The 23020-nt window shown below is 37.5% G+C and carries 29 protein-coding genes; 7 read left to right on the top strand and 22 right to left on the bottom strand.

What is annotated here, in order from left to right:
- Positions 1 to 50: 50 nt before the first annotated feature.
- The 17 genes from LI074_RS10250 to LI074_RS10170 form a co-directional block, all read right to left on the bottom strand.
- Positions 51 to 722 carry a hypothetical protein gene (locus tag LI074_RS10250; protein WP_025580696.1) on the bottom strand — a complete coding sequence of 224 codons (672 nt, stop codon included), beginning with the start codon at positions 720 to 722 and terminating at the stop codon, positions 51 to 53.
- Position 723: 1 nt separating this feature from the next.
- Complete coding sequence (locus LI074_RS10245; protein WP_025580694.1) at positions 724 to 1125, bottom strand: ATPase; 402 nt, start codon at positions 1123 to 1125, stop codon at positions 724 to 726.
- Positions 1115 to 1567: a DUF4869 domain-containing protein gene (locus LI074_RS10240; protein WP_025580693.1), complete on the bottom strand. Its 453-nt coding sequence runs from the start codon at positions 1565 to 1567 to the stop codon at positions 1115 to 1117. Before LI074_RS10240 ends, LI074_RS10245 begins: the two co-directional genes overlap by 11 nt.
- A gap of 18 nt (positions 1568 to 1585) precedes the next feature.
- Complete coding sequence (locus LI074_RS10235; RefSeq protein ID WP_025580692.1) at positions 1586 to 2227, bottom strand: hypothetical protein; 642 nt, start codon at positions 2225 to 2227, stop codon at positions 1586 to 1588.
- A gap of 53 nt (positions 2228 to 2280) precedes the next feature.
- Positions 2281 to 3777 (bottom strand): DUF3800 domain-containing protein, encoded by a 1497-nt coding sequence (locus tag LI074_RS10230; protein ID WP_025580690.1) that lies wholly within the window; start codon positions 3775 to 3777, stop codon positions 2281 to 2283.
- Positions 3778 to 3790: 13 nt separating this feature from the next.
- Positions 3791 to 7237, bottom strand: a complete 3447-nt coding sequence (locus tag LI074_RS10225) for a type I restriction endonuclease subunit R (protein ID WP_025580689.1) — start codon at positions 7235 to 7237, stop codon at positions 3791 to 3793.
- A 3-nt stretch (positions 7238 to 7240) separates the two neighbouring features.
- The gene (locus tag LI074_RS10220) at positions 7241 to 8371 is read right to left on the bottom strand and encodes a restriction endonuclease subunit S (protein WP_025580688.1); all 1131 of its coding nucleotides are present in this window, start codon (positions 8369 to 8371) and stop codon (positions 7241 to 7243) included.
- Entirely contained in the window at positions 8358 to 9965 is a 1608-nt protein-coding gene (locus LI074_RS10215; RefSeq protein ID WP_144136855.1) for an N-6 DNA methylase, read from the bottom strand. The genes LI074_RS10220 and LI074_RS10215 overlap by 14 nt, the downstream gene beginning before the upstream one ends.
- Position 9966: 1 nt before the next feature.
- On the bottom strand, positions 9967 to 10188 hold the full coding sequence (locus tag LI074_RS10210) for a helix-turn-helix domain-containing protein (protein WP_015525478.1): 222 nt from the start codon (positions 10186 to 10188) through the stop codon (positions 9967 to 9969).
- Positions 10189 to 10308: 120 nt separating this feature from the next.
- Positions 10309 to 10743: a hypothetical protein gene (locus tag LI074_RS10205; RefSeq protein ID WP_025581301.1), complete on the bottom strand. Its 435-nt coding sequence runs from the start codon at positions 10741 to 10743 to the stop codon at positions 10309 to 10311.
- Positions 10744 to 11318: 575 nt separating this feature from the next.
- Positions 11319 to 12122: an LPO_1073/Vpar_1526 family protein gene (locus LI074_RS10200; RefSeq protein WP_025581300.1), complete on the bottom strand. Its 804-nt coding sequence runs from the start codon at positions 12120 to 12122 to the stop codon at positions 11319 to 11321.
- Positions 12115 to 12336: a hypothetical protein gene (locus LI074_RS10195; protein ID WP_025581299.1), complete on the bottom strand. Its 222-nt coding sequence runs from the start codon at positions 12334 to 12336 to the stop codon at positions 12115 to 12117. Before LI074_RS10195 ends, LI074_RS10200 begins: the two co-directional genes overlap by 8 nt.
- Positions 12337 to 12379: 43 nt before the next feature.
- Entirely contained in the window at positions 12380 to 12679 is a 300-nt protein-coding gene (locus LI074_RS10190) for a type II toxin-antitoxin system RelE/ParE family toxin (RefSeq protein WP_025581298.1), read from the bottom strand.
- A 1-nt stretch (position 12680) separates the two neighbouring features.
- Positions 12681 to 12929, bottom strand: a complete 249-nt coding sequence (locus LI074_RS10185) for a type II toxin-antitoxin system prevent-host-death family antitoxin (RefSeq protein WP_021905858.1) — start codon at positions 12927 to 12929, stop codon at positions 12681 to 12683.
- 176 nt (positions 12930 to 13105) lie between these two features.
- The gene (locus tag LI074_RS10180; protein WP_173697954.1) at positions 13106 to 14161 is read right to left on the bottom strand and encodes a helix-turn-helix domain-containing protein; all 1056 of its coding nucleotides are present in this window, start codon (positions 14159 to 14161) and stop codon (positions 13106 to 13108) included.
- A gap of 131 nt (positions 14162 to 14292) precedes the next feature.
- Positions 14293 to 14667 (bottom strand): TnpV protein, encoded by a 375-nt coding sequence (locus LI074_RS10175; protein WP_025580185.1) that lies wholly within the window; start codon positions 14665 to 14667, stop codon positions 14293 to 14295.
- Between the two features lie 4 nt (positions 14668 to 14671).
- Positions 14672 to 15130, bottom strand: coding sequence for a hypothetical protein (locus LI074_RS10170; RefSeq protein ID WP_242833642.1), 459 nt, complete (start codon positions 15128 to 15130; stop codon positions 14672 to 14674).
- Between the two features lie 33 nt (positions 15131 to 15163).
- On the opposite strand from LI074_RS10170, the gene LI074_RS10165 reads away from it, so the two are divergent.
- Positions 15164 to 15334, top strand: a complete 171-nt coding sequence (locus LI074_RS10165) for a transposon-transfer assisting family protein (RefSeq protein WP_081703285.1) — start codon at positions 15164 to 15166, stop codon at positions 15332 to 15334.
- A 297-nt stretch (positions 15335 to 15631) separates the two neighbouring features.
- Here the strand turns inward: LI074_RS10165 and LI074_RS10160 are convergent, their stop codons facing one another.
- Positions 15632 to 15868, bottom strand: coding sequence for a helix-turn-helix domain-containing protein (locus LI074_RS10160; RefSeq protein ID WP_118064609.1), 237 nt, complete (start codon positions 15866 to 15868; stop codon positions 15632 to 15634).
- A 331-nt stretch (positions 15869 to 16199) separates the two neighbouring features.
- Between LI074_RS10160 and LI074_RS10155 the strand changes: the two genes are divergently transcribed.
- The 6 genes from LI074_RS10155 to LI074_RS10130 are packed head-to-tail and all read left to right on the top strand — an operon-like array spanning position 16200 to position 20823.
- A complete protein-coding gene (locus LI074_RS10155; protein ID WP_025580190.1) occupies positions 16200 to 16904 on the top strand; it encodes a lantibiotic protection ABC transporter ATP-binding protein in 705 nt (234 codons plus the stop codon).
- Positions 16905 to 17651, top strand: coding sequence for a lantibiotic immunity ABC transporter MutE/EpiE family permease subunit (locus LI074_RS10150; protein ID WP_008705323.1), 747 nt, complete (start codon positions 16905 to 16907; stop codon positions 17649 to 17651).
- 2 nt (positions 17652 to 17653) lie between these two features.
- On the top strand, positions 17654 to 18397 hold the full coding sequence (locus LI074_RS10145; RefSeq protein ID WP_025580193.1) for a lantibiotic immunity ABC transporter MutG family permease subunit: 744 nt from the start codon (positions 17654 to 17656) through the stop codon (positions 18395 to 18397).
- Positions 18390 to 18767, top strand: coding sequence for a NisI/SpaI family lantibiotic immunity lipoprotein (locus tag LI074_RS10140; RefSeq protein ID WP_025580194.1), 378 nt, complete (start codon positions 18390 to 18392; stop codon positions 18765 to 18767). Before LI074_RS10145 ends, LI074_RS10140 begins: the two co-directional genes overlap by 8 nt.
- Positions 18768 to 18805: 38 nt before the next feature.
- Entirely contained in the window at positions 18806 to 19468 is a 663-nt protein-coding gene (locus LI074_RS10135; RefSeq protein ID WP_172679304.1) for a response regulator transcription factor, read from the top strand.
- Complete coding sequence (locus tag LI074_RS10130; protein WP_055059697.1) at positions 19459 to 20823, top strand: sensor histidine kinase; 1365 nt, start codon at positions 19459 to 19461, stop codon at positions 20821 to 20823. The genes LI074_RS10135 and LI074_RS10130 overlap by 10 nt, the downstream gene beginning before the upstream one ends.
- A 294-nt stretch (positions 20824 to 21117) precedes the next feature.
- Here the strand turns inward: LI074_RS10130 and LI074_RS10125 are convergent, their stop codons facing one another.
- The 4 genes from LI074_RS10125 to LI074_RS10110 form a co-directional block, all read right to left on the bottom strand.
- Complete coding sequence (locus tag LI074_RS10125; protein WP_118614326.1) at positions 21118 to 21345, bottom strand: DNA-binding protein; 228 nt, start codon at positions 21343 to 21345, stop codon at positions 21118 to 21120.
- 532 nt (positions 21346 to 21877) lie between these two features.
- The gene (locus tag LI074_RS10120) at positions 21878 to 22177 is read right to left on the bottom strand and encodes a type II toxin-antitoxin system RelE/ParE family toxin (RefSeq protein ID WP_055306317.1); all 300 of its coding nucleotides are present in this window, start codon (positions 22175 to 22177) and stop codon (positions 21878 to 21880) included.
- A gap of 1 nt (position 22178) precedes the next feature.
- Entirely contained in the window at positions 22179 to 22427 is a 249-nt protein-coding gene (locus LI074_RS10115; protein ID WP_005333597.1) for a type II toxin-antitoxin system prevent-host-death family antitoxin, read from the bottom strand.
- A 164-nt stretch (positions 22428 to 22591) separates the two neighbouring features.
- On the bottom strand, positions 22592 to 23020 hold a 429-nt coding region (locus tag LI074_RS10110; RefSeq protein ID WP_243868780.1), incomplete at its 5' end, for a hypothetical protein.

Genomic DNA, 23020 nt, shown 5'->3' with positions numbered 1-23020 from the left:
TTCCTTCATAGTTATTTCAAAGAATTTAATATTACTCAGAAATAACCAATTTACATGAACTCTAATATGCGATGTACTTCCTCCGACTGTATCAGCATTCTCATCTTCTCATTCCCATCCTCAATCTCAGGCTTACCACACCTCAGATTATCCGGATGTTCTGACACACAACAATCCTTGTACCAGCACTCACCCATAAGCGAACCCTTAACGGACCACTTCTCGTTTTGTGTAAATTCACCCACCAATGATTTCATCACACGCTCTGTAGAGTATCTCTTAAAACCTGCCAAGTACTGTAATGTCTTCACATCATCAATCTTTGACAAGTTGATTCTATGATCCTCAATTGCTGATAAAACCTCTTCACGGATCTTGATTTTATCTGTCTTTCCAGTGCCTGTCCATGTCACCAGCTTATCAAAAGCAAGAATCAGATATTCAAAACAAATCATATCCAGAATGATAATCTTTCCTTCTGCCTTATCTGTTATTGATTTCAACATACGATACTTATTACGAATATCCTGATTATCAACCACATAGTCAAACGAAATATAATACTTATCGTCCTCTTTCATATCTATCTCTGCCAATGCATCCAATAAGCCCTGATTGCTTTCTTTACTTTCGACCACAAGTGCATCATTAAAGAAAAGTTGGTTAACCAATTTCCAGAAGTGAAGTCCTGCGCCGGTATCTTCTGTCCATAAATACTTCATATCACAACTCCTCTTCCAGTGTTATCCTATTATTGTCAAACTTCAACACCTTAAAGCTCTTATCAGATACATTTAGTCCGTCGCAATTTCGTAGGAAAAGCATATATTGATTCGACGGCTCAAAATTAATAAAACGTCTGACCTCATCATTAATCAAATTATCTGCATTATCGACTACAATAAAATTATCTCTGCACTGTTCAATCGATTCTGAGAAATTATCTGATTTGTAATTAAACAATTTTATAGCTTTGTATTCGTTAGTTAATCGTAGATCTTCTAACATTTCATAAAGCACTGTTTTACCGGTACCGCTATTTCCGCCAACAAGAGTTATTCTATCGTCAAATTCCAGATTGTATGAAAATGGATCTGCTTTAAATGTAATATTCTTATAAATCATCTGCTTCTCTCCTTTCATACTCCTTGCCCCACCAGGCATTATATCCTTTCCCTCCGGTCACTATATCAGAATCATTGAATCTGATTTGCACATCATCCGGGATATCAAAAAGCGATGGTCTGGACATATAAATCTTTATATTATCCATAGTAAAAATTATTTTAAGCACATTCGGACCACATTCTTCTACATTCACCACCTTATCAGGATGCTTTACAATATTAAGTAATGTCTTGCAGCCAGATGACAAATTACGGATTGTACCTAAACCATATTTTGTTTCAATATGCTTATCCGGTGTCAACTTCGCCTCATCTACTTGCTGAATGAGATTTATTTCATTTTGAGACATTTCTTCATTACCTGTATTCAAATTGAAATACAAATCGTTTTGAAGTATCCAGTCTTTAGAATCATTTTTTTCTGTATATATATCTATCATTCGGTGTCACTCCTTCTCTCAATCATAATCAGAAACAAACGTTGCCATTTCTTCATAATATCCAGCAATACAATTTAAGTTATCACCTATTTTTTTGAATACCTCCACAAACATTTCCAAATCTACAACCTCATTTCCATAGTTCTCAATATAAAAATGATATTCGTCATCTGTATTAAACGGATACCGTGAAAAATCCATATTTTTCATCTTTGCATTAGCATTATGGTCTTTATCTATTTTGTCATATAATTCTAAAATATAGTCGTCGAGTTCTTTTGTCATTTCCTTAAATTGTTTTCTCTGGTCTTTATCGGATTCAAAACTTATCATACGTTTTTTTACTGTATGCCATATCTGCCTGATATCGTGCCCTCCGCAAAAGGACTCTTTCTCATTAAGCAACATATTCAAAGACCAGTTTATAGATTTTAGATACAACTCTATTGCATGGTTTGCCGAAAACAATATTGGGAAAACCACAATATCAGCCTTCTTATCCATATTGTCCTGCAAACAGTCCTGTGCGAGCATTATCGCTGCCTTCATATATCCGTCAGCAATAATCATCATATCATGAATCGGTTGATGCGGTCTGGTTCTCCAATTCATATATGCTGTTTTATCTATATCTACATTATATGAAGAAATTTTTTCCATCTATTCACCCACTTTTTAATACTATAAATATAAATTACTGAACTCCCTAAATGTTATAAAATATCAACCAAATACCTTCCATCAATTAACGAAAACACTACTTTACATGGGAATAATCTTTCACCCATATTAGCCATTCCAACTACATTCATTGCCCATTCTCCATAATCCTCCGGCAACCTATAACATATCGGCTTATCATTTTCAGAGATTGTTACTAATGGAGTTCCATTCTGTGAAAATCCAACTGAAAGAACATAGAATTCATTCTTTCTACTGTATAAGGGCAACATAGGTTGATTACTAATATCCTTATAAACTATTGCACCTCTTTGATTGTAAAAATAATTTTTGTCATCTTCTAATATAGGATAAATCGGCAATTTATTTCTCATTATTTCGTAACGTTTGTTCAAACTCTCGCAAACAAAGGCATTATAATACTCTGGTTGCATTTCTATATTCCTTTTACGAATCTCATCTGCATCTGAAAAATGATTCATAAATTGAAGAAGTGCTACAAAAGACACTAAATCATCCGAATATATTCCAGAAAAAGTTTTATACCAATATTTATTATTCTCACAAATTGCCAGATATAATTTCTTATACAAATCAAGTTGCCTTTGATTCACTGCAAACCAGCCAGAATCCAAAAGAGTCCTCTTAATTTTCCCTTCTTTATAATTTCCGGTTAATGATATCTTCAATGATTGCATCAAGCGAGATATTAATCCAACAAGCATATCCGCCATTCTGATTCCAACATAATCCTTAGAATCTTCTTCGGTGACATTTTCAAGACCTACATCTATTGCAGAATTCAATGTATGAGATTCTTTCCCTTCTCGGTCAATCATCAACTGATATTCATAAATATTCATCTCTGTCAATAACTTCTTAAATCCATCAAAAGGTGCAAAATAGGACCAATCTAATGTTTCGGGTACCTCTGTGTCCTCAAGCAGTATAAGTACTTCTTCAAAAGCTTGATTCTCACATTCTTTCAAAGTATTATTAGCTTGATTATTAATAATCCTATCTTCTAAAAAAGACCGTAGTTCTTTAACAAATATTTGTGGTTCTTTATAGATTGCTTCTATCACCTTTTGTGGTCGATATATATTGATAGCCTTAATTATTGAGTATTTCATGTAATCAACATCAATAAACATAGAACTGTGATAATTTACAAATAATTGGTTAATAACATATTCTATTTTGCTGAACACAGAGAAATATATAACTATTTTATCATCAAGCAATGATACAAGGTCTTCATAAAACTCAATAGTATGATTATTAAGAGACGCAAACCCCAGCCTAAAATCTTTTGCTTTCATAGTCTGGCTTTTTAGTTCTCCGTCTTTTTTTCTATAAGTATACTTCGATTCAAAAGCAAGATATCTGTCAGAAATACATTCATTTTCTTCTGCATTCCACCCTACAATTCCAGTTATAAAATTATCACAGTAATTATTCGCAGTAACAGTCTCATAATTAATTTTTCTACTATGCTCTGTTTCATCATAGAAAAACATGTATTTCATATTCAGCACCTCCCTACTGATTATTTTTTGAATCACCATACTTCGACGAATCTTCCGCAACCATCATCACCTTATACTCTGGCTTATACTCATAAATTTTCCCAGAAGTAGATGCTTCATTTCCTATACCTTCTGTTCCAGAATACTCCTCAAAATTCTCCACCTGTTCCATAACTTTGTTAAATACTTCCGGACTATACTGTGGCGGATAACCATTCTTCACCAAGCATATTTTAATTTCCAATTTCAATCCATTTCTTACATTTTGGTTATTGAGCCAGTCGGCAAACGAAGACTTTGTATCAATAATATCTTTTATTTTCTTTGCTAAAGCTTTACATTTATCATTGACTATAACACCATCCACTTCTTTATCTGTTCCATATTCAAAGTTATATTGGTCACACAAAGAAATCAAAATATCATAGAATGCTTTTTCCTCAAATGTTAAGCCAATTTTTCGAAAACTCTCCCTATTTTCGTTCATCTGACGAAGAATAGCTAAAGCCTGTTCCGTTGCAATCTTAATGATATCCTCTGATGCCTGTTCCTGTGCTTCACCAGCTTCTTCAGCAGTAAGATGTTTACGTCTTTCATGATATTCTGCAATCGTCTTTTCCAACATTTCCTGATATGATTTTGCAGCTAACTGATTAACTTTTCCATATTCCTTAATTTGTTTACGGAGCATTTTCACAAGAAGTTCCAATTTAGTTGCCGGCATTTTGACATCAGATAATTTTTCAAAATATTCCGGTGAAAAAATATCTTCTTCCTCTCCGCTTTCAAGAACACTTTCCACCTGATTATATTTTAATGCTTCTTCAACCATCTTTGAAACTGCACGATTCATCGTATCAGTGTCTACTTCACTTGTTCCGCTCATCTTACGAACAAAACCTGCTATAGCCATAAAGCATTGTGCAAGTGCAGATTCTTCTTCCCCAAGATAACCGGAAGGCTGACAAATATCAAAAGCTGCCCTCATTCGTTTTACTGTCTTTAAAAAGTAGGTTTTGAAAGATACTTTCTGAACACCTTTATTTCCTTCCAACTGTAATTCTTCTGTTGATACAAATACATATTCCGCTGCTTTTGCAAGGAGTCTGTATCGTTCTATCGGATCACATTCCGAATTTAAAAATGGTGATAAATCATAACCTGTGAACATGTTTTTCAACACTTCTAGTTCTTCTCTAAACACTGATGTAGCCTGCTCAACATCATCGGATGTCGGTGCAACAGATGTATCTCCTCCATATACCTTCATGGCTTCACGCATGTTGTCGCGAATACCAATATAGTCGATAACCATACCATATTCTTTCCCCGGATATTTTCTGTTTACACGGCTTATTGTCTGTATCAGCAAATGCTTTTTGAGAGGTTTATCATTATATAAATATGTAAGGCAAGGAACATCAAAGCCCGTAATCCACATATCTACAACAATGACAATACTGAAATTTGATTTTTCCTGTTTAAAAGCAGCATCCAATTCTTCTGAACGCTTATCATTTTTAACTCCGCCAAGATAATCATACATATCTTTTTCATCATTACTGCCGACACTAGATACCATTGCCATAAATGGCATCGGTTTCAATTCTTTCAGTTCCTCTTCTGTTACAGAAACCCCATCAGGTGATTTCTTTTCCTCAAACCATTCCGAGTATTTATCCTTAAACTTCTGTAATAATGCATAAGCAATCTTTCTATTAGAACATACAACCATTGCTTTTTGTATTCTATCCGGATCACCTGCACAAGACGCAACATAATGGTTGTGGATATCTGTAGCAAGACGCTCAAGTCTGGAAGGCTCACCAAGAATTATTTCCATGGAGCTCATTGCTTTCTTACTTGCTTCGATATCCTCATATATTGCACCATCATCTGCACATTTTTTATAATAATTCTCAATTTCTTTTACTTTTTTATTATCAAGCAATACCTTTGCAATACGCGGATGATACTTAATGGAAACAGTAAGCCCATCTGCAACTGCCTGATCCATTGTATATCGGTCAATTTCATCACCAAAGGTCTGATAAGTTTCCGCAATAGGCGTTCCGGTAAAACCAACGAAAGTAGCATGTGGAAATGCTTCCTTCAATACTTTTGCATATGGTTTTGAAACCATAGCTTTCATATTTTCATCGGCATCTTTACTAAACTGAATTTTCTTAGAATGTTCAAGCTGTGTTCTGTGAGCCTCGTCTGAAAAACATATAATATTCTGCCTATCATTGATAAGTCCGATTTTGTCATCTTCCCTATCGCAGAATTTCTGAATGGTACAAATATAAAAACCACCACTTTGTCTTGCACCAAGTTCCTGCCTTAATTGTGTTCTGTTTTTTACAACAGATACTTCTCCCAGATTAAGAAACTCTTTACTCTTTGTAAAAAGCTTTGAACCTTGTTTTTGCAGTTCATCTCTGTCAACAATTAATATAATTGTTGGTGAACCGATTTCCGGAATATCAGTACAACGAAGTGCAAGCTGACGTGCGAGAAAAGCCATCGTATATGTTTTTCCACATCCAGTTGCTCCAAAATATGTACCACCTTTACCACTCCTCGTAACAACAGAATTTACAATACTTTGTTTTAAAAGTTTTGCTGCAAAGAACTGAGGATATCGGCATACGATTTCTACTTCATCACTGTCGTAAATACTATCTTGGAAATAGATATAGTCCCTAAAAATCTCCACGAACCGCTCTGGTGTATAAACACCCTTTATCATAGTTTCTGTTTCTGCAAAAGGAAGAGTGGATACAACATCTCCTTCGTTTACTCTACGCCAAGCATAAAAATGCTCGTAAGGTGTACGTACTGTACCTAATCTTGTTTTCACACCATCTGAAATGCAAGCCAAAGGGCAATAATGTAAAAGGTGTGGAATATCTCTCCAGTATCGAATATTAATTTGTTCCCAAGCATCATAAATAGTCGCATTGGCATCAACGGGATTTTTAAGTTCAACGACACACAAGGGCATACCATTTACAAACAGAAGCACATCCGGTCTGCGATTTTCTTTTTGACCATTATTTGTATATTCTACTGTAAACTGATTCACTACACGGAAAATATTCTTATCCCAATTATCAAAATCAATAAGTGGTATCATTCTTGGCAATCCATCCTGCGTCGTAAACTGAACACCATTTACCATCCAGCCATATACTTTATGCAAAGTAGCAAAATCACTTTCCGCACCTACAAGACGAACATTATCATATATCTGTGTCACCTCGTCTTCTGTCAAATCCGGGTTGGTGTCTGCTATAAACTTCTTGAAATCATCAGCAATCAGTACATCTCTTTTTGTAATACGACGGATATTATTACCAGAAGAATACTTCCAACCTTCCGCTTCCAAAAAGCCAATGAAGGCATATTCATATTCTGATTCACAATAATGACCATTGTATTCTTTTAATCTTGCCATAGACTATGCCTCCTTTGCTTTTGTCGCCTCTTCTATTGAGCCTTTAATAAGAATTGGACAGATGTCTTTTATTTGTGCTTTGAGTTTTTCGTTAATCTCTTTTCGTATTGTGTATGCTTCATAGATACCAACTATGGATTTTTGAACGTCAATAGATGGAAGTGGCATTCGTACTTCTTTCATATCATCAAGGCTAAATGTTTCTCTTGCACTCCCCCACGAATGAAAACGGGCATAACGATCAAATTCTGTTCTGCAAAAAAATAAATACAAATATTTAGGAAGTAGTTTAGTATTATCAGTTTGTATTACAGTTGATATTGACGATACTAAATAGTTCTCTTCCGACTGATTCAAAGCTATCGACATTTTATCTGCTCTTCGTGAAGTGTCAGAAATAAAAGCAATCATTCCAGGCTCTACTACCTTGTAATTTTCTAGAGAAACTCCCTCCATATTAGCTTTAGTATTGATGAATTCTTTACTTGTGGCTATACCTCGTACAGAATCCAACTTGAGATTACCAATATTTTTTTGATTGACCTCTTCTATATAGAAACCAATTGCTTCACAAGGCATCTCTCGCCTCAAATCTTCAATATACGCATCACAAACAAGTTTTATATCATACAAACCACGCTCATAGCCTTTCTGATTTTCCAGCATAGCATTATAGATATCTACATAATTTTGTTGAATTGATAGTGGCGGCAGTTCAAGTTCAATATCACAAAACACATCCCAATCCAGATTTGAACGAATACTTCCATCACTACAAAAAGCACCATATCTATCCTTTTCCTTAGAAAGAAATTTCATAAAGAAATACAACGGATTAACGATATCTGTCGCAACAACTTCAAACGTTGTATATGCAGGAGATACCAATATCGGAACATCTTTGTTGTACATACTTACTCTAATGCATTCATCTCGACCTGTTTGCATCCCGCTATAAACAAAACGATTCTTTCTAACCACTTTATACTTAGTTTCATCTAAACCTTCAGTATTTGCAACAGTAGGCATAAACTCTTTATTAATATTGATTCCAAAAAAATCTCTAATACCAAGATTGTTTCTTTCATCAACTATTTCTATCAATTCTCCGATTTTATATTTAGTCAATCCCATATCCAATCCCCCTAAATGCTTCTTCCAGCATCTGCTGGGATTTCTTTTCCTGCATCATAATCTCTTTCATTTCAGATTGAATACGAACCATTTCTTTTTCATAATCAATTTCTAAATCATGATCAATAAACTCAATGTATTTGCTCGGTGTAAGAGCCCAGCCTTTATTTTCAATTTCATCTATACCAACACTGCGATAAAGTTCTGGTATTTCATAGTTTGTTCCGTCAATCCCCTCACATTGCCATGTGTGATAAATCTCTGCTGCCTTCTCAATTTGTTCTGTATCCAACCGAACTTTCTTTTTGCTCTCACCCTTAACAGAATTTTCTGTCCATTGGCGTAAATCCATAAAGAGCATCTCGTGCTCGCGGTTTCGGAGATTTCTTCTATGATATTTTCCGCCTTTTTTATTCTGATTCAGAATCCACAGAGTAACACTAATATCTGTAGTAATAAACAATTCTCTTGGCAGAACAACGATAGCCTCAATTTTATCATTCTGAATCAGTTCCTTACGTATTTCCAATGTATCGCTATCATTCAATGCACCATTTGCAAGAAGGAATCCCGCTACTCCATCAGTTTTCTTCAAATGTGAAAGTATATGCAAAATCCAGGCATAATTTGCGTTACTTTCAGGTGGCGTTTGATAGTCAGACCAACGAGGGTCATTTTTCAAATTGTCATTATACCAGCCTTTCAGATTAAAAGGTGGATTTGCCATAATATAGTTAAAGTGCAGCCCCTTGTGTAAATCATGTGTAAATGATGAATCTGCTTCTTCTCCTAAATTATGGCTTATTCCACGCAAAGCCAAATTCATTTTCGCAAGGCGATATGTAGCCGGTTCTTTTTCCTGACCATATATATTGATACCATTTAAGTTTCCCTGCTTTGACTTTACAAGTTCAGCACTCTGAATAAACATTCCTCCTGAACCACAGCAAGGATCATATAAGGTGCCATCATAAGGCTCAATCATCGTTGCAATAAGTTGAACTACGTCATGAGGTGTATAAAATTCTCCTTCCTCCTTTGTAGCATTTACTGCGAACTCCTTAAGAAAGTATTCGTATACACGACCAATAAGGTCTTTTTCCTCTCCAAATGTCTTATGACTGATTTTGTTCACTTCATCAACAATTTTCTTTATATCATTAGCTGCTAAATTGCGTGCTGTAAATGTTCCTTTAACAAAACAGCCTTTCAACTGTGGATCTTCTTCCTCAAGCCTTTGCAAAGCTGTATCAAGTGCAACATTAAGCTGTGGTGCCGGTGTACTGATAATAGTCGACCATCTTGCTTCTGGTGGTAAATTATATGTACCATCTGCAAAAGTAGCATCATCAAAGAATGCTGCTCTAATGTTCTCATCTTCCGGATCTAATCCCTGCTCTTTAAGTGTCTGTTTTAGATTTTCAATTCCATCCTCATACTTTTCGCCGATAAACCTCAAGAACACTAGCGTAAGCATCATATCTCTTTTTTCAAAGAATGAGCCGGAGTTACGTGCCGCACGCAAATAATCTCTACAATTAAATAAAATATTATCTATGTTTAATGCCTTTTCAGTTGTTTTCTTCTTAGCCATATTACTTTTCTTCCCTTTCCTCGTCTGGAACAAATTCCATGATATCCTGTATCTCGCAATGCAATACTTTACATACTTTTTCCAAAACTTGTGTACTTACATGTTCATTCTTCCCTAGTTTCGCCAGTGCGTTTGTTGTAATTCCTGCCTGATCTCTAAGGTCAACTTTCATCATATTTTCATCTATTAATTTCTTCCATAATTTGTTGTATCTGATTGCCATTATTATCCCTTTCGTATCATTACAACTATTTATCATTTCTTTTCATTATATTATCAAATCCGATTTATTTCAATCTGAAATTGATTTTTTCAATCTCTAAATTATATATAAAGCGTGTTCTCATAAAAACATCATCAACAATTTTTTAATTCTTGTCCAGTACTCCCTTGATGCATCCAGTAACTTCACAGTCATTGGCTTCTTTAAGAATCTTCGTTCCACACACTCCCTGACCATCAAATCACCATTCTGTTTCTCACAGACAAAATCCGAGCTGTATTCCCCGGCTTCCAGACCGGACAGCATCACATTGCATTGAAATTCAATTATGCTGTCTTCCTTTCCCAGAAATGTTCCCAAATCTGACATTATCCTCCCAAAATCAGGATTATCACATCGTTTCTTTTCCCAAAACCGCATTCCGGAATCCCCAAAAGCCTGAAAAACGTTGATTTTACGCCAATCTTTTCCCAGAACCAGAATCCCAAAAACGGCTTTTTCCTTTTTCTCCACGTCCCTTCGCACACCCACTTTGCATTTTTTTAGCAAACTCACTTGTAAAAACTTCCCTTTCCTGCTCTTCCGGGATACTGCACTATTTTTACTTTTTTCTTTCTGCCTTTTTCTCCCGGCGATGCATACAACACCAGGTTCTTTTCAGGCATACTTTTGATAAGATTCTTTTGTAACTTTTCTCTCAGAACGGCTGGAAACAGCTTATTTACTGCATTTTCTCCAGATGTGGATTTCTTTAAGGTTTCTTTTTTTCTCTTCTTTCAGGACTGAAAAAGCCCTGCATCAGGATGGTCTCTGATGCAAGGCTTCTAATTTTTTTCTCTATGTTTTTGTGTCTTTTTTGATGTTTTCTCGGGTGCTCCGTATGGCTCGGATTTTCTGATTCTTACAAAGAAGATTATCAAAAAAGTGCCAAAGAGGAGTGCCAAAAAATATCAACTATTCAAACTCGCAAATAAAATCTTGACACTATACTTTTTAGTATTGGTATTATGGTTCTGTTTGGTTTTATATGTGTCCTACTGTCCTAAATCCATAGGCTGTACTGAACGGTGTTATCATTTTGTTATCAAATATATGTTATCATTTTCCTAAGACAATTTTTCAATATTTCTTTAAACAGATTTTATCCATATTTTAAAGTCTAAATTTAGATTTGTTTTATTATGTATATTTATAATTGCAATTATAATTCCTACTGGGGTTAAACTATAATCCCCTGGAATACTATTCATTGCTAATGGTAGTATTTCTTTAACCTTGCCTATATCCAAATTGTATCTTTTCGCATACACCTCGTCTGCATTTCCTAAAGAAATAGTTAATAATCTAAGCATATATAAAAAGGGGACACTGCTCTCTATCCCATTTGTAATTGGCATTTTTGAGCAAATATATTCACAATGTTCTTTAAGTAAATCAATAGAATTAATAGAATTCATCCTTATTTCTTTACATAAAAATATTAGCGAAAGATAATTTAAATGAACTTCTGATAGTGATTTTACAATTTCTACAGCTTCATCTAAAAGGATTTTCATATAGTAGTCATTATCATAATTTATTCTGTTAACAATAAGATCACTTAACAAATCATGTAATGTTTGAGTTCCAAATCGTGCATATTCCTGATGTGACTTATTTAAAATATATTGAATATCAGGATCTGAAAATTCAGAGAAATTTGTTTTCCCTTGTTTTTTTAGTTTATCTACTATATTTTTACACAATTCTTCTGCTCGCTCTTTAGCAATCTTCTTGGCTTCTTCTTGCAGTCTAGGAAAATTATCCATAAACAATTTTATAGCTAAATTACTCGCTTCTTCTGCTGTCATACCATAATAATTATTTTGTTCCCCAATCTGTGTTGTATCAGATCCCAGTGCTGCTTTTTGTATTATTTTTGTTTCATCACTCACCGCTTTTCTCCTTCGTATAATAGTTATTTTGAATTCCTATTTGAGTACTTTTTGTACCATAATTAACTTGCTCTATCCTTGTCTGCTTTTTTTCTTGCTTTTTCTTACAAAATACTTTTCTTATTGCTGCAAATATCAATGTTACAATAGTTACTCCAATACCGCTAAAAAACCATTCCTTGTTTTCATTAACCCAAATTATTACTTTATCCATAATTATGCTTCCTCATGCACCGGCTTTTTAAGTATTATAAATCTTACTCAAAAATCCTTGTAATGTCCTGATACCTATTAATCACACGATAAATCTCTACATACTCTTTTCCTATCTTGTAGATAATCACATAATCTTCCCATATCGCATATTTATAGTCCGTCCGAAAGCTGACTCGTTTTGAAAGATCTGACCCCATTCCAGGAAACATCTGAAGGTTTTCAAATTTACCGTAAATTTCCTTTATGGTCTTTGCTGCATATTCTTCGTTATCTTCAGCAATATAATCTCGGATGTTTTTCAAATCCTTTGCAACAATCGGATTGATCCGCAATTTTAACATCTTATTCCCCCACAAGTGCTTTCAGTTCGTCCAGATCCAGCCAACCTTCGCCATCTTTCACTGCTTCTTCAGCTTCCTGCAGCTTCAGGAGAAGCTTTTTCTCTGCACGATCACGCTCATAGTCTTCAATATCCATAACTACAAAACGTCCTCTGCCATTCTTTGTCAGATATACTGGTTCTCCTTTATGACAGTTCTTCAGAACTTCATTATAATTTCTCAAATCAGACACTGGTAAAATATTTGCCATATTTTTTCAGCTCCTTTCCTTGATAAAGCGGACATTCGCATTCGCTTCTCGCTCATGAGCACAACCTACTATGCAGTCCATATTCATATTGTTTCTGTTACTTTTATTATACACAAAAAGCTGTAAAATTCAACGTAGATTTTTACAGCTTTTCTATCTCTATATATTTTTACAACTTATTTTAAATGTTCCTCAAAAATTGATTCGAGTTCCTTATTCCCTCTCAAGAATTCATACTCTTTCTTATTTTCAATTTCCGAATACAATTCACGAACAAAATTTTTTCCAATTCCCGAAAAGGCTTTTCCCTGTGCAGTATCTTCATACCTGTAATACAAAGGAGATTGTGTCATATTCCAAGGCTTCTGTGATTCGCTTAATAATTGCTTAATTAATTGAACACATTTTTCTACGTTTTTTCGATATCCAGCAATCAGCAGATATGGCACTGTGTTGCCGTAATTCCATAGTCCAAACAGTGATATCATTTGATCTGTAATCTCAGCAATTTTCTCTGCTTTATCATGATTTCCTGTCTCTTCTTCCATTTCTATTAACTTATACAAGTAGCTTTGGACATTGATAACTGCCTGTAGCAATTTTCCCTCCAAGAATAACGCAGCAGTATCTGTTCCTTCCTGATGCGCTAGTACACTTGTTTTCATAATCGTTGCATCAATTACAGTATCAGGAATTTTTTTCAAAAGGACATTTGCTTCTTCATATTTCTCCATTTGGACATATTTCGTTGCAAGTATAAAAACACTTGAATTTCTCACTCTTTCGTCCTGACTATCTGCTGTTCGTTCCAGCCACTCAATGATAGCTGTATTATATTCCATTCGTTCTTCGTCATTAAGATCTGACAAAGTCAAAGATGCGTTCAGAACAGTTGCGATCTTATAAATTAATAAGTCGCAATGAGGATACTCCTGTATTTTACGAGATGCCATCTCGAAAGCCTTTGTAAAGCTGTCCAATGAAACTTCCGAAAGTTCATTCACAAATAGTCCAATCTCTTTTTCGGTCAATTCTTCACGAAACGAAAACAATTCATTCATATCAATTTTCAATAATCGTGCCAAAGCTGGAAGTAATGAGATATCCGGATATGTATTTCCCTTTTCCCATTTATTTACCGCAGGAGTTGACACTCCCAGATAATTTGCCACCTGTTCTTGTGTTAATCCCACAGTTTTTCTATAGTTTTTTATCTGTTCACCAATACGCATTGTTCTCACCTCCTGTTCTCGCTATAATTATATCGTTACTAGTTCATGTTTACAATTGAGCCTTTGTTTAATTATCATTCTGTTTTTTTAACTTCTAATTAATTTTTATCTCATGTCTTTACCATCTATTCTTACACATAAATTATTTCTCTCATCACAATTTCTTCCGCGCTGGCTTTGACATTATTCATCAATCTAACCCACCTCATCTGATCCTGCCTCTTTAAGTTTTCATTTACACCCTGTTTTTCTACCATCTGTTTCATTAACACTTCTACCTGCTCTGTTGCTTCCTGGTCAATCTGATTCAGATGTGCTGTCAGCTTGCCAGATAATAACAAGTTTTGATACCGTATTGGTCTATGTTCTTTCAAAAACTGTTTCCGTAACATTCCATATTTTCCATATGTCGGTTCTTCTTCATTCAATACCAGATCCGGCAAATAATAATTTCCACACAGGGTATAGCTTAATCCATTCTTTTCATCATAAATGTGTTTTTCCATGATTTTATCTCTCCATTTCTCTATTTTTTGATTTATTTTTCTTACGCTGCTGATTCTCCATCTCACTCTTTTTTATTCCCCAGGCTAATCTTTCATGAATACTTCCCTTCGGCATTTGTTCCATCCGCTGCTTTTCTTCCAGAGCTTTCTCATTGCGAATATCCTGCTGTACTGCCGCATCTACCGTCTCTATTCCCAGAACACGCACAACACGATCATACCTATCAGAAACGCCTTGCATTATATTCTTTTCTTCTGATAATTTATGATTTTCTTTACGCATATCATCCAACTCCTTCTGAATACCGTTATATTTTTGTTTCAGCTTTTGATATTTGCTCTTCCAATTTTCCACCTCTTTTGTAAGTTCTTTAACCTGTGCAGCCATTGCCCCAACCTTATTTTTTATCTGAAGAAACAGCGGTTTGATTTTTTTGTCCCGGTAAGTCGCTGCCCGTTCCAACGTGCCAGCTTCCGGTAACAACATTTTAACTGTATGTACCACAACGCAGACCGACGCAGGACGATAGGCAAGATCACCGCAGCCATGCCGGGTATGGACGGGGATATGTGGACGCTGGCCCAGCAGACCCTTTCCAAGCTGAAACGTATGACGGATTCTGACTATGACAGCCAGAAATTCTATTTCACAGACGAGAACGAATAAATAACAGCAGACGCCGGGCGCGGCGGCCATGTGGCCGCTTGCGTCCGGCGTCTTTTCTTTTTGCCTGTTCCTACGCATTTAGAACCCAGTATTGACGAGGATAGGATAAAGTATTCGCCCACCTCTGCAAACGTGCGGGAGAAGCCTTGAAACTGGCGGTTATCAGCCCCGAAAGGCGTAGGTTACAGTCATTATTAGCCCCCGAAACAGGTACAGACGCGCAGCGGGTGTATCTGTTTCGGGGGTGTGCAGGTGATAGCCGCAAAGCGGCGTAAGAGGGTGCAGCCCTCTTGATCGTTATTCTTGTTCCAGCGGGAAGCTCGGCAACGCTTCCAGCAGCTTTAAGGAAATGTGCTGCCGCATATCCTCGTCAATGACTTTTTTCACTTTGCCGCCCGGCTGCCTGATCTCCACCGTGGAAAGCTCGTCGATGTAGTCCGCATAGTGGGCCAGCACCTTTTCTGTGGCCCACTTCTCACCGGCAACGGCGGCTTTGATTGTTTCATAGTCCAGCAGCTTTTCTTGTCCGTCCATCCTGATACCCCCGTCAGATTGATTTTTTCCATGATACCATATCTGGGAGTATGGAGCCAGAGAAACCGGCGATTTTCTGCTGGTAAATTCTACGCATTTAGAGCGGCACTATGGCGGGGATAGGATAAAACACTCACATACCCCGCCGACTATGCGGGAAAAACCTTGAAATATAGGGCTTTTTAAGGCCCTAAATGCGTAGGTTGGTGCTTTGTTGCGATATGCTCCACGGTTACGGTGTATTGTTCATATTCTGTTTTCGGGAATCTTTATGAAATCTTCAAAATTGCCCGGTATGCTATCCGTAAAATCAAAGAAAGGACTTGATTATATGGATATGATTTTGAAAACGACTGACCTCTGCAAAAATTTCAAGGGGCAAATGGCGGTAAACAATGTGTCACTGAACATCCGGCGCAACTCGGTTTATGGTCTGCTGGGGCCGAATGGGGCTGGCAAATCCACGATCTTAAAAATGCTCACCGGCATTTTGCGCCCCACATCGGGAAGCATCGAGTTTGACGGCCACCCGTGGAAGCGGAATGATCTGGAGCATATCGGTGCTTTGATTGAGATGCCCCCGCTTTACGAAAATCTGACTGCATACGAAAATCTCAAAGTCAGAACTACATTGCTCGGCCTGGACGATGCACGAATTAACGAGGTATTGCAAATTGTCCAGCTCACGAATACCGGCAAGAAACGGGCCGGGCAGTTTTCTCTTGGTATGAAGCAGCGGCTTGGTATTGCTATTGCATTGCTGAACAGTCCCCAGCTTTTGATTCTGGATGAACCGACTAACGGCCTTGACCCTTTAGGGATTGAGGAACTTCGAGAGTTAATTCGCTCTTTTCCCTGCAAAGGGATTACAGTTATTTTGTCCAGCCATATTCTGTCAGAAGTCCAGCAGATTGCAGATCATGTGGGTATCATTGCTGGCGGCGTCCTTGGATATGAGGGAGAGCTTCGCGCCGGTGAAGATTTGGAACAACTCTTTATGGATGTTATTCGCAGAAATGGTAAGGAGGGATATTAAATGGAGATGGCATATATTCAGGCAGAGAACCTAAAGCATAAGAGAACTTTCACAAAAACGCTGATCGTTCTGGCCCCGTTTGTAACTGCGCTTATGAACTTTTTTGCCCCTCTTTGGTTCCAGCTCAATTCTTATAATTGGTGGTATATACTGCTTTATCCTGGATTCCTTACGCTCACCTGTGCCTTGATTGAACAGCGGGATAATGGCAAACTAAAATATCGTGCCGTTGCTTCATTGCCTGTTTCGCAGAACAAAGTCTGGAAAGCAAAAATTGGAGTGGCTGGTATTTACTCCTGTGTGGGGAATTTCATTTTCCTGGCGCTAAATCTGTTGGGCGGTTTTGCAATATTAGTTATCAACGAAATTCCCCTGACAATCGGAATTTGGCAGGCTGCGGCCGGAACAGCTTGTATTGTCATTGCAAGCCTATGGGAAGTTCCGCTGTGCTTATGGTTATCAAAAAAAGTTGGTATCTTTGTCACGGTTATTCTTAATGCCGGACTTGGAAGCGTTTTAGGGATTTTCACGGCTACAACCTCTTTGTGGATGATCTGCCCGTATAGCTGGGTGCCGCATCTTATGATTTCCGTGTTAGGTATTTTGCCTAATGGTGAGCCGGTTGCAGATCAGAGTACGGCAATGGCATTTTGGATGATTATACTTGTATTGGTCATTTCGCTGGCCTGGTTTGCGGCGCTGTCATTTTTAACTGCAAGATGGTTTGAGAAAAAGGAGGTGGGGTAACTATGGTATCTGTGGTTCGCTGCTGGAAAGCAGAATATCAGAAGTGTAAACATAGCATTTTGCTCTATATGCACAGCATGATTCCGATTATATGTGCGGCGATTTTTGCGGGTTACTATCATATATCCAGATGGGAACTGGCAACCAAAATCAGTGCCTATCTGGAAGTGCTGGCCGTTGCGTTCCCGTTTCTGATCGGCATTATTGTGGGCCTGGTTGTTCAGATCGAAAATCAGGCCGGGCATTATCAGCTTTTGTTGGGAACAATCCCATCTCGCATGGCAACGTATATTGGTAAACTTGGTTTTCTGATGATCTGTGCTTTTGGCGCAACATTTTTAGCGTTAGGAACATTCGCTGCACTATATAGGGATGCTCCGGCAAGCCTTTACCTGAAAGCAGGGATTCTATTGTTGATTACCATGCTTCCCATTTACCTGATTCATTTGTTTGTGGGAATGAGCTTCGGAAAAGGTGCATCTATGGGATTGGGAATTGCAGGGAGTTTAATAGCTGCCCTTATGATAACAGGGCTTGGTGACGCTACATGGAAATATATTCCCTGGGCCTGGGGCGTTCGTGCTATGGATTACACTGTGCTTGCATGGGATAGCCCCCAACTGTATGCACAGGTAAAAACTGATTTTTTCAGCGGTATGATTATTTCTGTATGCTGCACTGTTTGTCTGCTGATTGCCAGTTTGGTTTGGTTTCATGGTTGGGAGGGAGGTAAAAACAGTGAATAAAAAGTGCCTGTTTGCCGTGGTAATTGTGCTTGTAAGTCTTATATGCTTATCGGCCTGCGGTGCGCTCCGCGATACCGCCGATAAAAATAAGGCGTTAAATGAATCTCTGCCGTATTATGAGCTGAACGCCGCAAACTATGATGAAATTTCATATAACGGCCTGACATATACCATAACGGATGAATGTCTTGAAATGTCAGAACTGCAAGAAGAAATCGGGCAGGTATCGAAACGCTTCAAAAATGTGGCGGGGGAAGATTTCAGTTTCGGCTACGTTTACAGTATTGTGGATGTGGATATAAGCAATGCCGTAGCTGTAAATATCAACAATGAATATCGGAAAGCTGACATTAAAAATAATGATGAGTAACCTCGACAATGTGGTATAATGGGGCGGGAGGTGATTTTTTGACCCACTTACTTGTAGTTGACGATGAAGTTTCTATCTTGGAATTGATTAAGAACAGTTTGGGGAAAGATGGATATTTGATAACAGTCTGTCAAAATGCGGATGATGTAGACATCAAAAAGCTGCATTTCTATGACCTCATTCTTTTGGATGTGATGATGCCTGGCACAGACGGGTTTGAGTTTTGCAAACAGATCAGGAATATGGTAGACTGCCCGATTCTCTTTCTGACCGCAAAGACATTAGAGGAAGATATATTGTTTGGATTGGGCATCGGTGCGGATGATTATATTACGAAACCTTTTCGTATTCAGGAGCTTCGCGCCCGTGTCGCGGCACATTTACGCAGAGAAAAAAGGGAGCATCACAGCACACTTTCATTTGAGCCTGATATAAGATTTGACCTTTCCGCAAAGGTACTGTATGTTTCAGAACAGCCGGTTCCCCTTACCAAAAGCGAGTATTCAATCTGTGAATACCTTGCGAAAAACCGGGGACAGGTTTTTGCAAAAGAACAAATCTATGAAGCCGTTTTCGGGTTTGATGGAATAGGCGATAACTCTACGATCTCAACGCATATAAAAAATATTCGTGCGAAATTGGAGCATTTCAAAATAAGTCCGATCAGCACCGTATGGGGGATAGGATATAAATGGGAGTGAAAAAGAAACCTACATTGAAAATATTGTTTCGCCAGTTTGCTATCTCCCTCATTGTCATGCTGGTAGCGGCAATTATTGTCCCTTTTGGTTTGGAGGGACTTGCTGTAAATGCTGGATTAGCTACAAGAGCAAATCTAAGTGAATTGCAGGTAAAAGAGATCATTCCAACGCTGACGATTGCCCCGGATATTACAAAGGTTGTGATTCCACAGGGATGCGGCTACTTAATTCTGGACAAGAACTTTAATGAGCTTTACAGCAATATGGACGATGATGAAAAAGAAATTGCCCTGCTGTACGCAAAGGGAGAATATATTGAATATGCTACGGGGAGGCAGTTTGCACTTGTTGTCCGGGAAAACGAATTTTGCGTTTTAAGGTATTATATTGGTTCTCAATTTACAGTGTCATGGCTACCGGAATATTTTCCATCTCCTGACACGCTTGCGTTTATCCTGATGGCTGTAAATTCGCTGCTGGTCATTATCATACTGACCGCCAGATTTGCTAAGAACCTGCGTACACAACTGACCCCGCTTTTTGAAGCAACTGCGGAGGTTTCAAAGCAAAACCTTGATTTTGAAGTAGGACACGCCAAAATCAAAGAGTTTGAAGATGTCCTTGCATCTTTTTCAGATATGAAAGATAATCTGAAAATTTCGTTAGAACGGCAATGGAAAACCGAACAGACACAGAAAGAGCAAATCGCCGCGCTTGCCCATGATTTGAAAACGCCTCTGACGGTTATTCAAGGAAATGCTGATTTACTCACAGAAACAAATCTTGATGATGAGCAACGATTATACGCTGGTTACGTCGTGGAAAGCTCCGGCCAGATGCAGTCATATATTCAAACCCTGATTGACATATCACGGGCGGCGGTTGGTTATCAGCTCCATATTGAAAGTATAGACTTGCCAGCGTTCATGCAGCACTTGTTCGGTTATATGGAATCACTATGCCGGACAAAAGAAATCCGGCTGCAAATGAATACTGTTTCACTCCCTCAAATGCTGAAATTTGATAGGGTGCTGATAGAACGTGCTATTATGAATGTTATCAGTAATGGGCTGGACTACTCCCCGCAAGGCGGAACGCTTTATGTGGATGTTCAGAGTAACAACGGTTTCGTGGAAATTTCAGTCACAGACGAGGGAACGGGGTTTTCTAAAGAGGCATTATGCCACGCACAGGAACGGTTCTATATGGGCGATCAAAGCCGCAATTCAAAGTTACACTTTGGTATGGGTCTATATATTACAAATTCGATTATGGAACAACATAATGGTCAGCTTATTTTAGAAAATTCAAAAGAAACCGGCGGCGCAAAGGTTACTATGAAACTTCCTTGCTGATTTTCCGATAGTGTAATGGACGTCTTTTATGTCCGTCCATTTTTCAAATCTTTATGGAATCTTCAAAAATTCCTCTTATCATGTATCTAAAGAAAAAACATCTGCCCAGCGGCAGAAAAGAAAAAAACCGCTGCTGGGCAGACCCATTTTCACGCTTAATTTATATTCACTGGTGGCGGTTTTGGGAAATCAAGGCCGCTGCTTTCTTTCTGTCATTCCCAGCAGTTAAAGGCATGGCGGCCCACGGGAGGACGCCGCCATGCTGTTTTACTATCATTATAATCTAATCCACTTCTACCGCTTAAAAAAAGCCTTTCCCTCTTCCTGTGGAATCTCACAAGTATCTTCTACTCCGTAGAAACGCTTCACAAAATACTTTGTCGGAACTTTTCCTCTAAGCGTCAAATATCCCTGTTCTTCCAGCTCCTTATTCAGATTGCCAATGATCTCATAAGCCGATGTCTGTTTTACCTCCAGAAGTTCACATATATCGGCTGCCTTTAAAAATAATTTGTTCTGCATAATCAGTACCTCCTATATTTTGAATATTTATCTCTTCATATACTCTGTACTGGCAGATGTAAAATCGGACATCATTTTCCGAAATTTAGCAAATTATTTTAATTTTACAGTTTCCATATGTGTTATCGCTGAACCATGGAGTTAATATCATTGAAAAAGGGTATAAAAAAACAGTCTGCCCTGACGGAAAATATTTCCATCAAAACAAACTGTTCTTCATATTCACACTAATTATATTTTCTGAGCATAGTTACTTTTGCGAAAATCTCAGATAACTCCGGAAAGAAAACAAAGAAAAAAAAGATTTTTTAACTCCATTTGCACTCCACCGGAACATCCAGACAGCCCGCAAAACCTTTATTTATGGGCTTTTTCGCAATTTAGTCCGCTACTCAAACTCGCAAATAAAATCTTGTCACTATATTTTTTAGTATTGGTATTATGGTTCTATTTGGTTTTATATGTGTTCAACTGTCCTAAATCCATAGGCTGTACTGAACAGTGTTATCAAATTGTTATCACATCTCTGTTATCAATCAAAGATTCTCGTAATATCCTGATATCGGTTAACTACACGATAAATCTCTACATATTCATTACCAATCTTGTAGATAATTACATAATCTTCCCATATCGCATATTTATAATCTGTCCGAAAGCTGACCCGTTTGGATAAATCCGACCCCATTCCCGGAAACATCTGAAGATTTTCAAATTTACCATAAATCTCTTTTATCGTCTTTGCAGCATATTCTTCATTATCCTCAGCAATGTAATCTCGGATATTTTTCAAATCCTTTGCAACAATCGGATTGATCCGCAATTTTAACATCTTATTCCCCCACAAGTGCTTTTAATTCATCCAAATCCAGCCAGCCTTCTCCGTCTTTCACTGCTTCTTCGGCTTCCTGCAGCTTCATCAGAAGCTTTTTCTCTGCCCGGTCACGCTCATAATCTTCAATATCCATGACAACGAAACGTCCTCTGCCATTCTTGGTCAGATATACTGGTTCTCCTTTGTGACAGTTCTTCAGGACTTCGTTATAATTTCTCAAATCAGATACTGGTAAAATATTTGCCATATTCTTTCAGCTCCTTCCTTTGATTTCAAATTGTTTCTTCTACTTCTATTATACACAAAAAGCTGTAAAATTCAACGTGAATTTTTACAGCTTCTTTTATTATAACCAGCTTCAATTTTATTCTATAAACTGGAATTTGATAAGCTCCTCTAAGAGATTATGTTTCAATTTTCTTCTATGTATTTCACTACTCTATCTATATTTCCGCTTTCATATTCATCATGTGTTAATTTAAAACACTCATCCTTACTAACACTGCTGTAGTCTATATACCTAGCAACATCTTCTGGAATTAAAAACAAGTTTACTCCTTCTCGTTTCAGCGATTGTAAATCTCCATGATTGACATCAACAATTACTTCCGCTTCCCAATTTTTTGCTTTAATTACAGACTGTAAATTTTCTTTTAATACAGTACTTCTCTTTTTTTTAAAAATATTAAAATGTCCATCATGTCCAACCTGTGAATTTCTCCCATTAGTTACATAGGGTACAATGGCTATTTTTTTTATCATTAACTTGTCCTCCTTTACAAATTCCGATTGAACAAAATCGCTGCGCGATGGCCTGCCAAGGCTGTGGCGCAGTTTTAT

This window comes from Blautia sp. MSK18_10, from assembly GCF_020553185.1.
Lineage (GTDB): Bacteria > Bacillota > Clostridia > Lachnospirales > Lachnospiraceae > Blautia_A > Blautia_A wexlerae.
The sequence above is the reverse complement of the archived record's forward strand: the minus strand, read 5'-3'. Positions and strand labels throughout refer to the sequence as shown.